Source organism: Clostridium sp. DSM 17811, from assembly GCF_018861905.1.
Classification (GTDB): Bacteria; Bacillota; Clostridia; order Clostridiales; family Clostridiaceae; genus Clostridium_AD; species Clostridium_AD frigoriphilum.
Genome location: NZ_JAHLDU010000007.1, coordinates 86308 through 100602, shown reverse-complemented (window position 1 = coordinate 100602; position 14295 = coordinate 86308). Strand labels below are relative to the sequence as shown.

Annotated in this window: 11 protein-coding genes; 1 reads left to right on the top strand and 10 read right to left on the bottom strand. The window is 31.4% G+C overall.

The window, feature by feature from the left end:
• Window positions 1-32: 32 nt before the first annotated feature.
• The 8 genes from KPL44_RS25785 to KPL44_RS10875 all read right to left on the bottom strand — a co-directional run bounded on the left by KPL44_RS25785 (window position 33) and on the right by KPL44_RS10875 (window position 12373).
• Window positions 33-3167, bottom strand: coding sequence for a rhamnogalacturonan lyase family protein (locus KPL44_RS25785; RefSeq protein WP_301182957.1), 3135 nt, complete (start codon window positions 3165-3167; stop codon window positions 33-35).
• An 18-nt stretch (window positions 3168-3185) separates the two neighbouring features.
• Window positions 3186-5384: an SGNH/GDSL hydrolase family protein gene (locus KPL44_RS10905; RefSeq protein WP_216249805.1), complete on the bottom strand. Its 2199-nt coding sequence runs from the start codon at window positions 5382-5384 to the stop codon at window positions 3186-3188.
• 377 nt (window positions 5385-5761) lie between these two features.
• The gene (locus KPL44_RS10900) at window positions 5762-6409 is read right to left on the bottom strand and encodes an AAA family ATPase (RefSeq protein ID WP_216249802.1); all 648 of its coding nucleotides are present in this window, start codon (window positions 6407-6409) and stop codon (window positions 5762-5764) included.
• A 213-nt stretch (window positions 6410-6622) separates the two neighbouring features.
• The gene (locus KPL44_RS10895; RefSeq protein WP_216249799.1) at window positions 6623-7606 is read right to left on the bottom strand and encodes an aromatic acid exporter family protein; all 984 of its coding nucleotides are present in this window, start codon (window positions 7604-7606) and stop codon (window positions 6623-6625) included.
• Between the two features lie 306 nt (window positions 7607-7912).
• The gene (locus KPL44_RS10890; protein WP_216249796.1) at window positions 7913-9814 is read right to left on the bottom strand and encodes an FtsX-like permease family protein; all 1902 of its coding nucleotides are present in this window, start codon (window positions 9812-9814) and stop codon (window positions 7913-7915) included.
• Window positions 9801-10574 carry an ABC transporter ATP-binding protein gene (locus tag KPL44_RS10885; RefSeq protein WP_216249793.1) on the bottom strand — a complete coding sequence of 258 codons (774 nt, stop codon included), beginning with the start codon at window positions 10572-10574 and terminating at the stop codon, window positions 9801-9803. Before KPL44_RS10885 ends, KPL44_RS10890 begins: the two co-directional genes overlap by 14 nt.
• A 108-nt stretch (window positions 10575-10682) precedes the next feature.
• Window positions 10683-11552, bottom strand: a complete 870-nt coding sequence (locus KPL44_RS10880) for a sensor histidine kinase (RefSeq protein ID WP_253201725.1) — start codon at window positions 11550-11552, stop codon at window positions 10683-10685.
• Window positions 11553-11698: 146 nt separating this feature from the next.
• Window positions 11699-12373, bottom strand: a complete 675-nt coding sequence (locus tag KPL44_RS10875) for a response regulator transcription factor (RefSeq protein ID WP_216249788.1) — start codon at window positions 12371-12373, stop codon at window positions 11699-11701.
• 211 nt (window positions 12374-12584) lie between these two features.
• On the opposite strand from KPL44_RS10875, the gene KPL44_RS10870 reads away from it, so the two are divergent.
• The gene (locus KPL44_RS10870; protein WP_216249786.1) at window positions 12585-13376 is read left to right on the top strand and encodes a flavodoxin family protein; all 792 of its coding nucleotides are present in this window, start codon (window positions 12585-12587) and stop codon (window positions 13374-13376) included.
• Between the two features lie 167 nt (window positions 13377-13543).
• On the opposite strand, the gene KPL44_RS10865 is transcribed toward KPL44_RS10870, so the two are convergent.
• Window positions 13544-13840, bottom strand: a complete 297-nt coding sequence (locus KPL44_RS10865) for a hypothetical protein (protein WP_216249783.1) — start codon at window positions 13838-13840, stop codon at window positions 13544-13546.
• Window position 13841: 1 nt separating this feature from the next.
• On the bottom strand, window positions 13842-14141 hold the full coding sequence (locus KPL44_RS10860) for a DUF2089 family protein (RefSeq protein ID WP_216249781.1): 300 nt from the start codon (window positions 14139-14141) through the stop codon (window positions 13842-13844).
• Between the last annotated feature and the right edge of the window lie 154 nt (window positions 14142-14295).

Sequence of the window (14295 nt, the reverse complement as noted above, 5' to 3'; positions counted from 1 at the left end):
TTTTTTTATTAATCAATACGCTATTTAATAGGTTATTTTATTTTAATTTCCGTGCCCCCACGTGCCATTGTAATGTTCGGTTGTGGTGGAGTTGTCATTCCACTTCCTAAATAATAACTTGTATGTGGTGGTTGATTGTAACCTGTATTTTGAAACGCAACTCCAAGTCTATAAATAGGATCATGCATTAAAGTAGGTAATTTAGTTTCCGTTACATCACTAGTAGCATAAATTCTTAAAGCACTACTATCCTCCGTTCTCCAAATTACTTCTTCTCTCCAATCACCAAACAAATCTGCCTGCAAACAAGGATTACCTTTTGTTCCATTATTAGAATTAGTACCCGTCGCAGTTAATATGTTTACAGATTTTTTATTAACATAATCCCATTTGCTAATAGTTCCTGGACTTGCGAGGCCACCATAACCATTCCAATTATGATCAAGTAATTCTCTTTGCAAATCTCCATCCCACCATATAGCAAAGTTTGATGATGGTATCCCCTCAGATATTTTTTCTCCCTTAACACTATAAAGTCCACCTGTACTGCTATTCCATGCGCCATCTATTGCCCAAATTTCTTCACCTATATAATTTGGATCAATATCTGCCGAAAGTCCTCTTCCTGTATCAATTCCTGATTTAACGCCGAAAAGAATTTTTCCAGTCCCAGCATCTCTTATATCCATTCCGTAAGGTGAACCTTTTTCTTCTTGAACTTGATATATCTCAAGTCCTGGATTAGTAGGATCTAAATCACCAAAATGCATAGCATCTCCATGTCCAAGTTTTGTAGTATAAAGAGCCTTACCATCTTGATTTATAACAGCAGCTCCAGTAATAATCTCATCCATACCATCTGCGTCAACGTCACCGACACTAACATTGTGATTTCCTTGACCTCTATACTCCGTGTACTTAAGACCATTTGGATCTACTTCATCAAACTGACTATCGAAAGTCCATTGCTTAACAAATTTTCCATTCTTAAAACCATAAGCAACTATTGCCATTCTAGTATAATAACCACGTTGCATTACTACACTTGGTGTTTTTCCATCTAAGTAGGCTACACTTGCTATAAAACGATCCCCACGATTTCCATAGGTATCGCCCCATTCATTAATATCAGTAGCAAAAGCTCCTCTTTGGGGTTCATATACCTGGGTATCTAAAGCCTTGCCTGTTGCGCCCTCAAACATCGTGTGATATTCTGGTCCATCTAATATATAACCCCTTGCATTACTATAATCTTTATCTTCATCACCAATTATATTCCCTTCTCCATCTATTGTACCATCTGCTGTCCGAGTAGTAAGTTCAGCTTTACCATCCCCATCAAAGTCATAGACCATTATGTCAGTGTAATGAGCCCCTGATCTTATATTTTTCCCTAAGTCTATCCTCCACATAAAAGTTCCATCTAATTTGTAAGCATCAATATAAGTGTTACCAGTATATCCTGCCTGCGAATTATCCTTAGCATTAGTTGGTGCCCAATTTAGAACTATTTCATACTTGCCATCGCCGTCTAAATCGGCAACACTAGCATCATTTGCTGTATAATCATAGATTTCACCAGCTTTATTAATCCCTGCTGCTGGTTTTCTAATTGGTAGCTCCTTATAGTTATTTTCCCAGGCAGTAACCGTTTCCGATTGTGATTCTTTCGATTTTCCACCTATAGTACGAACATAATATTTTGAAGTTGTAGTTCCTTTTGCATCTAAATAATTTGTGCTTGATTTTATGGGTTTACTATTTATTTTAACATTATCTCTATATACATCAAATTCTAAATCTTGTGCTTCTGTACCAAGTAAACGCCAACTAACTAGGACTCCATTAGCTGCTTTTACCGCATTTATTCCGCGATCAATATTTTCCATTTGACGTTTTAAGACAACCTTAGCCCCTACAGTTAATGGATTAGCCTTGGAAGATTCTCCTCCTGCATTTACTGCTACCACCTTATAATAATAAGTTGCGCTGTCTACACTTTTTTCATCAACATACTTATTTTTATTTGTACTGCCAACATAGGTATATTTCATATCTTTGTATAATGACTTGTATATATTATAAGATGTTGCATTCTTTAAAGCATCCCATGTAAGTTTTAACTTATCCTTGCTTTCATATTTATACTCTAAGTCTTTTACTGCTTCAGATAAAACAGTTACACTGCTATCTGCTAATTTTCCTGTAACTTCAGTAGATTTTAATGACTCTCCATTTTCATCTATTGAAGATACTTTATAAAGATACTCAACCCCTACAGCTGCTTTTGTATCCCTATAAGTTACATTTGTAGAAGTTCCTATTTTACTGTAAGCATAATCCACCTTTGCCGCTCTGTAAATATTATAACCGGTTGAACCAGTTACTGTTGCCCAACTTAAATTAATAGCTGCCTGACTAGTAGCCTGACTATTAACTAAAAGTTCTGTTGGAACCGCTCTAAATGTAGCTGTAAGCTTTGCAGCTATAACCTCTGATAATGATGATTCACCACTAATATTCACAGCTGACACTTTATAGTAATACATTGCATTTGCTGCGCCTACATTACTGTCTATATATAATCCATTAGTTGAAGTACCTATCTTAGTGAAAGTACCACTTTCACTAGTAGATCTATACACATTGTAACTAGTAGCACCATAAGTGTATGTCCAGTCAATTCTCACTTTATAAATTCCAGCACTTGCTACCATAGAATTTAATGTGAGTCCTATTGGAGTAGATGGTTTATGAATAACCTTCTTTGTAGTTACTTTAACTGCTGCTGTTTTTTCTGATTCTCCAATATAATTAAATGCAGCGAACTTATAAAAATAGTCCTTATGTGCAGTTAAATTTGTATCTTTATAATGGTAATCATTATTGGCCTTTGTAGCCTTTCCTACTAATGCATAAGTACCATCTTTAGCATCAGATCTATATACATTACATCCTATTGCCAAACTAGTAGAGCTACTTGTTAATTGGACTACAGACCAACCAGCTTTGTCTACTATAACTTTTGATGGCACTGCTGGAACTACAGTTAACGCCTCTGGAACTGAAAGTGAACTAGCCGCATGCACACTTTCCATTGGAAAAATACTAAAAACGAAGAAAAATAAAATTAAAATGCTAATCGAACTAATTTTTTTTCTATACATTTAGTGCCCCCTGGTGTTTTATTTTTTAAGCTCCGATGCCACAATACTAGCAAGTTTTATAGCTCCTGCGCGATTAGGATGTAAACTATCACTCATAAAAAGCTTAGCTGTGGCTTCTTGACCTATTGATGTATAATATTTCGAGCTTAAAACATTAAGATCTATTAATGGAACTTTTTCCTCATCAGCCAAAGCGACTGTTGAATGTCTATACCATTTGTCTACAGCAGAGTGTACATTATTTAAATCAAAATCAGTTGCTTTTCCTTGTGAAGTTACGAGCACTACCTTTGCACCTTTACTTTTCACCTGCTTAATCATATCACGCATAATTTCTTTAAATTCCGCTTCTGTCTCATATTTTGAGTCATTAATACCAAATTCTAATATAAAGCAATCTCCTTTTTTAATATATTTCATTATAGATTCAAATTGTCCATCATCACGAAATCCTCTTGCAAACTGTCCACCTGTAGCCATATCTCTAATTTGATATTCCTTATTACTTAGGAATTGTGGCAACATCTGCCCCCAACCACACTGCAAACTAGTATCAATTGGATAATAGTTACATACGGTAGAATCTCCACTAATGTATATAGTCTTATCTGTTTCGGCCTTATCTGATATCTTTGTAATTTCAAGTGCACTTAACGTAAATGCTTTGCCTTCCTTACCTTCCGTCACAAGTATATTTAACTGTCCATCTGTAATAGGAATCTTAAATTTATCAGTAGCACCGTTACCGGTCATATTCATTACTTGATAAACGCCCTCTGCTGCTACACTTGTTCTTGAGGTATCCCCTAACGTCACCGCAACCTCATAAAGTCCATTTGGTAGATCTACATTAAATGTATTTGAACTTTTTGTGCCAAAAGTTAGGAACTGAACTGCATCACTTCCTGCCCCGCTACCAGCTGCTGTAACATTTTTCATGTTTACCGGAGTATTAAAACCATAACCCACAGATGGATTGTATTCTAGTGATGCACTAACATTTGTATAACCTGGCTCTGCCACGCCTCCAAAATCAAACTTATAATTTATTTGTTTTTCATTTGAATTCATAACATATTTTGAAATAGGTATATTAAGCGCTTTGATTTTTTGCGCCGTCATATTGGCAATCATATTTGCTCCGGCTTGTGTAAAATGAGTATAATCTGTTCCATTGGATGATACTAAATAATTAGGAAATACAGTCTCATATCCAACGGAGGTATAATAATCGATGCAAGTGTTCATCATATCAATTATTGGTGTGTTTGTTTCAATTGCTACCTGCTTCATTGCAATCACATAATCCGGAAAATCATTTAAAAATACTCCATTTTTGTAATTAAGCCTTGCTACAGGCGTAATCAATATAGGAATCGCTCCTATATCACGGGATTTCGTAATATATTGTTTAAGGTAATCCTTATAATTAGTATATGGGTCTGTATGACGAGCGGGAATATACGACGCATCATTATGACCAAATTGGATAAATAGGTAATCTTTTGGCCTAATTACGTTTAAAATATCATCCAGCCTGCCCTCAACAATGAATGATTTTGAGCTTCTTCCACCTATAGCTCTGTTATCAAACATCACATCTCTACTAAAATATTTTTCAATACATTGCCCCCATCCTGTTTGTGGAGTAAAGCTTGCACCATAAGTTTGCGCAGTTGAATCCCCAGCAATATAAACCATAGTGGGTGAATTATTTTTGAATGCACTTCCCGATACTTTAAAATCACAAATGCTTGCATAATCATTAGATGGAACATCTAAAATAATAATTTTCACATACCTTGCAAGGCCATTAAAAATGTCCTTTTGTTTTTGGATAGTACTGGTATTATTGCTTTTATCTATCCTTAAAGTCCAATGCAAATTATCTGTAGACGTTTCCACTCTATACTTGTAAACAGTATTTTTTTGCCACTTTACTTCAGTTTCTTTAAGCTCATAAAGGCCTCCCAAATCCACCGTCCAGTAATGGTTGTCACTTGTATCCGCAGCACTCCAATACGTTGATTGCTTACCATCATTACCATTTGATGCATCGTGCCCTAAAAGTTCACTATCAGATGTCGATGTTTTACCCATAGCAATATTGCTTGAGGCATATACTTTCTGAGGACTAACAAATAAACTTGCTGCAATAAACATTACAATAAGAATCATTGAAAATAATTTTGTAGATCTACCTCTTAATTGAATCATTTTCTTCACATCCCTTTATTAAGATTTTGATAATAAATAGATCTTTGATATTATATGAAATCACTTACGTAAGTGTTGTATACAATTTGTCTTTTCGTATCCTATCTGAATTATACATACTATTCGCCCATTTTGTAAATGTTTACTTTTGATTAAAGCTATCATTTTTGTCACAATTATACATTCCATCTACTACATTACAATTGCTAAAACTCTTTGTATATCAACATTCCAGTTCACTATTTTGCCTGTAATGAAACAAAAAACAAAAACTTCCAATTTCTATTACGACCTCTAAGATCGTAGTAATAACTAGAAGTTTTTGCGTGTTTTAAAGCTTAAACGGAACAGATTGTTAAAATAGCCTTCTTTTTTAACTACATTATGGCTTTTAACAATTCATCTCCAAACCTTTCTTTAATATACTCCATTATTAAGGTTTCACTTTTTTCAAGTCCCAATTCGCTTGTATTTATTGACAAGTCATATATGCATGCATTGTACATATCTGTTTCTGTAAATACCTTGTAATATTTTAATCTTTGCTTATCAATTTTTTCGTTTAAGTGTAGTGCTTCATCACCTGATATATTATACGATTCCCGAGTACGTTTCTTACGATAATCCACGTCAGCATGTAAAAAAATGCTTACATGTCTAGGATGGTTGCGAAGAATATAAGATGCTGCTCTTCCTATTATTACTGCTGACTTTTCATTAGCAACCTTTATAATAACATTTGACTCTGCTTTATGTGCTTTATCATCCGTAATTATTTCTACATTTGAAAAAGATGAAAGGTTACCATGTTCAGAATATGACAATATATTTTTCCATATACCATCTTGCTTCTCATCATATGATTCCATCTCTTCAACAGAAGTCTTCAAGTCCTTTGCTGCTTCTCTTACTATCTCATCATCATAATATGAAAATTTCAACTTTTCACTTAGTCTTTCACCTATTTCTTTTCCACCGCTTCCACTCTGACGATCGATTGTTATTATAATATTTGATTTATTCATATTTATCCCTCCACTGTAAGATTAAAATACTGTTTTTCAACTTAACTACACATTGTTTAATCTGGTAGTCCTACTTACTAATAATAATTTATAGCATACCATTTATATTCCACAAAACGCTATATTTTCCTCTTTTAATATTATTTATTCATATATTAAATTCTTCTACCTTGTATTTATATGCGTTATTCAATCTATTTTTACATCTATATCTCAATATATATTTCTAAAAAGCTCTTTAAATTCTTTCTTAATAATTAGAAAATCCCCTAAATCATTTAAAAATTGAAATAATAATGCTCTAGTTTCGAATTCATTTCTGTCCTTTGGTAGTTCCATGTCCCCATAATTTTTTCTAAGTAGTTCTAGCTTATTAATAAGTTCAATACAATCATTATCTTCATGAATATTTACTGCAACATCATTTGTGAACTCTGCCAATATTGTAGTTTGTTCATAGGTCATATAAACCCTAGAAAAATGCCTTTTCATTCTTTTTATAGCATCTAGTTGTAGCATTCTCATGTCTATATAACTTCCATAATAATCTTTGCTTTTAAACAAATTATTATTATTTATTCTTTGTGCCATTAATTTAGTGTTCACAATTAGTTTTTCAACTGTCAAAAGTACATTTTGCTCATAAATTGGCACTGCTTGAGTTACTAAGCTGGTAGCCATATCTGATAAAATTAATCTATATTGTTCTTCTATCTTCGCCTTGTTTTTTTCAAACTCTTCCTCTAAAGAAGCAGTATATAGATTAAATATCATTGCAACACCAATGCCTATTATAGTTAACTTTGCTTCATTTATAATCCACAAAATATTAATATTTGTACTTATTAAAAGATGTGTTGATAATACTGCACCAATAACCATCCCCTCGGTGGTTTTTGAAATATTGGTTAATGGTATAAATATAAGTAAAAACAGTCCAAATATCATAGGATTATTTCCAAATAATGTATATAACGTAAAAGATAGAAGTATAGCCGCAGTGGATGATATTATTCTCTTACCTGCAACTAATAGTGCCTCTTTCTTGGTATCTTGAATGCTTAAAATCGCAATTATACCTGAAGTTACTCCAAATTCTAATCCTATATAATTTGATATAGTAATTGCTATAGTGGCGGATAATGCTATCTTAAATGTTTTTGATTGTACAGTTTTGATTTGAAAGTTTTTCATCATTCCTTAATTTTTCTCCTTTTCACTTCACTCTTTAACAACAAGGTTAATCTATGTTTTTAATATTTGTAATCCTGCAATTATAGTCTTATTATACACTGAAATTCTATTTTATTGATTTTTACTTTTTAATGCAATTTAATATAGTTCCTTCTCCTAAAATTAAAAAAGCATATATCACTCCACCATTAGGAATGATATATGCTTTTTAATTTTGCATTTTGTAGGTCTCGTTAAACAATATTATAACATTAAATTATTCAGTGCATTTCCAACTTTGATTCCTAATATTAAAATTTAAGTTACCTTCTAGCTGCTTACAGTTTTAATATAGGATTTTAATGTTATTAAATAATATATACTATAAAGCAGAGCATAAACCAAAATCATAATAATAAGTTCTTTAGTAATATCAAATCCCATCATTTTGCCAAGTGGAATTGAAGCAACAAAAGTATTTATAGATGCCACAACCAATGGTGCTCCAAATAAAATCATAAGTTCCTTTGAAACAGCCTTTGTTATTTCAGGTGTGCTAACCCCTATTTTTCTAAGAATTATGAATTTATTTCTATCCTCAGAAGCTTCCATAGACATTTTAAAATATATAATGCTTCCTGTAGCTGTAATAAATAGTACTCCAATGAATAATCCAATGAAGCTCATCATCCCTGTTAATTTTAGACCATCCGTAAAATGATCATAAAATGTTAAAAGCTTATTTTCTGGTGGTATTTCACTTTTTAAATCCTTTATAAAATTTTGTGAAATGAAATCATTATTAAGAATATATCCCGTTACTTTATAGCCATTATCTTTAGAAATTGTACCCTTAATCTGAGAATAAACACCATCCCTTACAATGAGCGTTGGTTTGGAGTCATCAAGTGCCATAAAGTATTTCATACCAGTACCTGCTATTTTTAGATTATAGTCTTTATTTGTGCTCTTTAATTTAACATCTTTACCAATCACGCTTTTATCAGGAGTAAATGCGGCTATTTGAAAAAAATAGCAATCTGTATCGTTTTTTAAATTTACTTTTACATCTGATTTTTCATGACTATTAACTTCATTAAATTTACTTTCATTAAGAACTAAAAATGTATCATTAGTACCAGACAAGGGATTTTTAGCTTTTACGCGAAGAAACTCCATAGTATCCTTATACACAATCGAAATCTCTTTATGCTCTTTAATAGTATCGTTAAAAATCGTATCTGTATTATTACCATTTGTATATTCTACAGAAAATGGTCTCATGTTTCTTGAGTTCACTTCTACTTTATTAAAAAGTCCAAAACAGAAAATCATGGCACAAAGAGCTATCGTAGTTGTAACTGCTATCACACTTAGTGTACCTACATTACCTTTATATCTATAATAAAGCTGTGAAATATATATGAGTTTTGTTCCTTTAAAGAGACCTTTCTCATTCTTTTTATTAATATAAATAATTAAAGAAATAAAGCTTGTAAAAAATAATATAGTACCTATAACAACTAACAATACTACTATAGGGGCTATAAGAATATTAATAGAGAGCTTTCTAATAGCCATATAATATCCATAACCCAAGGAAACCATAGAAATGATGCCTATTATAAAAGTTAAAAAAGATACTTTTAATCCTTTCTCAGCTTTTTGGGATGAATTGAAAAGATCTATAAGGTTATCCCTGTATATAAGAATAGAACTGTGAATAGTAATTATTATAAACATAGCTCCAAATAATATAGAGCAAAATTTTAAAGCTTCTAAACTAATCTGAAAAGTCACATCACCTGTAGCTCTTATCATTACATATAATAGCATTATAAAAAATTTATTAAAAATCAATCCTAAAGCAATTCCAGAGCAAAAGGCAAAAGCTATAGTTATAAGATTTTCTATAAAGTTTAGTATTACAGTCTGTTTTTTAGACATGCCTAGTAACATATAAGTTGCGAACTCTTTTTTTCTTGACTTTATAATGAAAGAATTAGAATACCATATAAAAAACGCTGAAAAAGCTGCAATCATATATGCAGCTATGATAAATAAAACCATAAGGCTTTTCATATCACCTAGTTGGAGTTTTACATCTTTATTATTTATAATAGACATAAATAGATATAATGCAAAAACACTAAAGGTGGAACTTATAAAAAATGCCCAATAATTTTTAAAGTTTTTCTTTATATTGTTTACAGCCATACTAATTAAGGTCATCTGCACCACCTCCTATGACTGAAAGAATCTTTAATACATTTTGATAAAAATCCTTTCTTGATTTGTCACCTTTATAAATTTCATTAAATAGTTTACCATCTTTAATAAATATAATTCGCGTGCAATAAGATGCTGCAAAGGCATCATGAGTAACCATAATAATTGTAGCTTTATTTTTATCATTTAAATTTTCGAGGCAGCCTAGTAATTCTTTGGAAGCTTTGGAATCTAAAGCACCTGTAGGTTCATCAGCAAGTACCATAGAAGGCTGCGTAATCATTGCCCTTGCAGCAGCTGCTCTTTGCTTTTGTCCGCCTGATACCTCATAAGGATATTTGTTTAATATATCATTAATGCCAAGCTTAATACTTATTTCTTGTAGCTTTGCCTTTATAGTCTTATAAGGAGTTTTCGATAAAGCCAAGGGAAGCACAATATTTTCCTTTAGCGTCATAGTATCAAGTAAATTAAAGTCTTGGAAAATAAACCCTAGTTTTTCCCTTCTAAACTTAGACAAATTTGGCTCCTTTAGCTTGGTTATGTCATCACCACTTATTAAAACACTTCCTGAAGTTGGTTTATCAATAGTTGATATTACATTTAAAAAAGTTGTTTTTCCTGAACCAGATGGTCCCATTATTGCTACAAATTCACCATTTTCTACTTTCAAATTTATATTATCAAGTGCTGTATATTTTACACCTCCAAATTTTGATCCATAAACTTTTCTTAAATTTTCTATTTTTAATACTTCTGTCATTATAAAGACCCCCGTAACATTAATTATTTTGAATATGTTTTACACTCTTAGTATACAAAAAAGCAAAATATACCGCCATTGCTTCGGCTTACATTTTGCTCTTTCAACTTACATTTTTGTAACATCATAATAATTATCCCATTTCAAAAAATGAATAATTACTTTGGTTCCTTTACCATATTCTGATTCTAGACTAATATAATGACCAAGTTTTTTAGCAATCTTTTGTGAAAGGTACAAACCCATTCCACTAGCTTTCAAGTTTTCGTTTCTTCCATTAAAACCTGTAAAGGACTTTTTAAACAATCTATTTATATCTTCTCTTTTAATGCCTATTCCAGTATCTTCTACTATTAATAAAGCTTCTTTTTCGGCTTCAATATGTTTAAATATTATACTTCCACCATTACTGGTATATTTTAATGAGTTTGATAGGAGCTGATCAATTATGAAAAGCAACCACTTTTTGTCAGTATCTATAATAAGTGTTTCAGGGACTTTATTTATTAATTTAATGTGTTTTTTTATAAATATAATTGAATGTTTTTTAATGCTTTCTTTAATTAATTTGTTGATACTTACTTCTGAAAGAATATAATCCTCAGAAAAACTATTACTTCTAGAATAACAAAGCACCTTTTCAACATAATCATCAATCTTTTCAATTTCTTCCTTTAATGATTCACAGCCTTTCTCCTCACTCTCAAGTAGTAACTTTGAGGTGGTAATTGGCGTTTTAATTTCATGAACCCAAGCAGTCATAAACTCTGCATTTTCTTTGAAATCTGTTTCCGTGACCCTTGCCATTCTCATGAAATCTTCATAAATCATCTGAATTATCTGAGCATATATTTCATCTCTATAATCCATCGGGCTAGGTAAAATAGGAGTTTTATCCTCTGAATCTTTTACGAATAAAAGCTTTTTAATATTTTGAAATTGTACATAATAATCTATACTTATATAAATTATTAACATAAAAAAAGAAACGAATATAATATAAAGAACATTAGAAGTAAGTACTCGGTTTTGTCTGTCAAAACATATAGTTAATAAAATAAAGCCCATGAGAATAAAATAAAATACTAAGAGCCTAAGGTTTTCCTTTAAATATTTAGTAAACTTCATTTAACAACATATCCTTGATTTATAATAGTCTTAATAAAATCTATAAGCCCAATTTCCTTTAGCTTTTTTCGGAGTCTATTTATATTAACTGTTAGTGTATTGTCATCGATGAAGTTTTCATCCTGCCAAAGCTCTTGCATTATAGCCTCTCTGCTTACTATGTTTTCATGTTTTTTCATTAATATGTATAGTATTTTAAATTCATTTTTAGTTAGTTCAATTGATTTTTCATTGAAATATAACATGTTATCTCTTAGTGATAACACAACTCCTTTATAATCAATGGTATCCATACTTGTATCTCCATAAGAATAGGTTCTACGTAAAATTGCATTTATTTTTGCCATAAGTATATCCATTGAAAAAGGTTTTGTAATGTAATCATCCGCGCCCATATTCACGGCCATAATAACATCCATATTTGTACTTCTAGAAGATAAAAATATGACTGGCACCTTAGAAATGCTTCTAATCTTATTACACCAATAAAAGCCATCAAAAGCAGGCAGATTTACATCCATAAGAACAAGTCCCGGATTTATCCTAGTGAATTCTTCAAATACATTATTGAAGTTATCAACTGCATAAGCCTCAAACCCCCACTTGCCAAGGGATTTTTTTATTATATCCCTAATTTTCTCTTCATCTTCAATTACTAATATTTTATACATAATATCCTCCCTAAGTGGTTTTACAAAATATCATGACTGCTGCAGTTCTTACTTGGCTACAAGTAACAGTTGCATTTGTAATTAATACTTCAGATATAATGTACATTTCATACTAATTATACTATAATAATCTTTAATTGGATATAACTGTTACCCCTGGGGTGAATGGATGTACCCCTGGGGTAAATGGATGTATTGGAGGTAATGCTAATTGAAGATACTAATTGTTAATGGTAGTGCACATAAAGGAAACACATGGACGCTTGTGGAAATAATAAAAAAACATATGCAAGAAATTTCACATAATAAAATAGTGTTTGACGAGATACATTTGGCAGAAATAAATCTCCCCTTTTGTATCGGATGTAGTTCATGTTTAATTAGAGGAAATAAAAGTTGTCCTCATCACTTGGAAGTACAAAAATTTATTGACAAAATCGAAGAAAATGATGCCACAATTATTGCGAGCCCTTGCTATGCCAATCATGTGACTGCATTGATGAAGAATTTTATAGATCATTTAGCTTTTAACACTCATAGACCAAAATTTTTCAAAAATAAAATGTTAGCAATTTCAACTGCAGGTGGGAGTGGTGCTAAAAAATGCACAAAATACTTACGAGAAACTTTTATGTGTTGGGGATTTAATCATGGATATGAACTTCCAGTTATATCCAATAGCTACGGAGGATATAATCCTTCCCCAAAAGTAGTTAAAAAGGTCAAAATAGTTGCTGAAAAATTCTATATGGATGTATCTTGTGGAAAATTATATTCTCCAACATTTGTGAGTTTGTTAGTTTATAATATTTTTCGTGGGATGAGCCATTCTGGAACTGAGGGTGAATTTTATGACAATGAGTATTGGAAAAAGACTGGACTAGTTGATGTTGCCTATGCGACGGAAATACCCCTTCCATTATACAAACATGTTTTGGGGAATATCATATATTCCATTTCGAAGAAAGTAGCTAAAAAGACAAAAATAACTTACAATAAATAAATTATTTATAATGCCGACCCATGCAACCTCCTTTTCGGCATTATCAATTGGCTTATCAATGAATGTTCCATACATAATAGACATTATTTTGACAAGCCCAATTAAATATGGGCTTGCTTGCAACGAAATAGAAGAAAAATGTATACTAAATATCATACTAATAGAAATTACTCTAAATCCTTCGCTTTCATAATTTCTATTTCTCTTTCTTTTTGCTCTTTCAGTTTTTTGCGTCCCTTATCCCATTCTTCTAAACTCCAAAGAAAAGGAAGTGCTAAACTTAAGAAACTTCTGAACCCGAAATTAAGTCCTGCAAAAGAGAAAACAAAAACAGCAAATAAGATAATAATTATTGGTATGATGCTACCCCAAGCCCAACTTTCCAACTTGCTCAATACAGATTGAGCAGCCATAAGTAAAACTATACCTACTATAACAATAATTGTGACAACAAATTGTGACATACTATTTTCCTCCTTGTGATTCTTTGTATTTTTCAATAATAAGTTTAGCAGTTTGTAAATCTATTTTTGAGTCAACAGCTAAACCTTTAATAAATGATTGAAATGGTTGTTCCTCTTTTTTTTGGTAGAGTTCTATTTTTTGAATAAGCTTATCCAATCTTAACCTAACTGTTGGATAAGAAACTCCATAAAGTTTGGCAATTTCTTTTAATGAACCTGACAGTAAAATAAAATTTTTAAAAAAAGTAGCATCCTCTTGCTCCAAAGCAAGTATCCATTCAGGTATTTTATCGATATCCATTTAAACTCTCCTTTCATAATATATTCAATAATATTAAGTATAACCTTAATTATATTAAAGTCAATAGTGATTATATTTTAGTAAATTTAATCTTTCTTCACAAATTTCTATAACCATCTATTATTGCTATGTTTTTTTGTGTACATTTTATACT